Genomic DNA, 587 nt, shown 5'->3' with positions numbered 1-587 from the left:
GCGTTTACCACGGTATGATTCATGACTGGGGTGAAGTCGTAACAAGGTAACCGTAGGGGAACCTGCGGTTGGATCACCTCCTTACCAAAGACGAGAGACAGCGAGTGCTCACACAGATTGGCTGATAATTGTAGACAAATGAGCAGAGGAAAACATTACCCTTGGGTCTGTAGCTCAGGTGGTTAGAGCGCACCCCTGATAAGGGTGAGGTCGGTGGTTCAAGTCCACTCAGACCCACCACTCTGAGAGTGAGTGAAGCGAAAGGTGTAGTGTAAGTAACTAAGACATAAATGATTAGTTATTAAATTATGATGAAATGGGGATATAGCTCAGCTGGGAGAGCGCCTGCCTTGCACGCAGGAGGTCAGCGGTTCGATCCCGCTTATCTCCACCACTTATCATCGTTAAATAAATTTATTCATTTAGTTTATTTAACGATGATAACTGAAAAGTTTTGTCAACTGTTCTTTAAAAAATTGGAAACAAGCTGAAAACAAGAGATTTTCGAGAGAAAGTCTGAGTAGGCAAAATAGAAAAGTGAAAAGAGGGAACTGAAAAGGGAAATCTAAAAACAAAACCTATTTTGC

At 42.4% G+C, this 587-nt stretch carries 2 tRNA genes and 1 rRNA gene; all 3 read left to right on the top strand.

What is annotated here, in order from left to right:
* Positions 1-84: ribosomal RNA gene (locus tag DV417_RS09365) — 16S ribosomal RNA — on the top strand; the annotation flags it as partial.
* 79 nt (positions 85-163) lie between these two features.
* Positions 164-240, top strand: a tRNA-Ile gene (locus tag DV417_RS09360).
* A 78-nt stretch (positions 241-318) separates the two neighbouring features.
* Positions 319-394 (top strand) — tRNA-Ala (locus tag DV417_RS09355).
* Positions 395-587: the final 193 nt, after the last annotated feature.

Origin of the sequence: Haemophilus haemolyticus (genome assembly GCF_003490935.1) — a bacterium.
GTDB lineage: Bacteria > Pseudomonadota > Gammaproteobacteria > Enterobacterales > Pasteurellaceae > Haemophilus > Haemophilus haemolyticus_M.
Note: the sequence above shows the minus strand (reverse complement) of the source record. Positions and strands in the feature narration are given on the sequence as shown.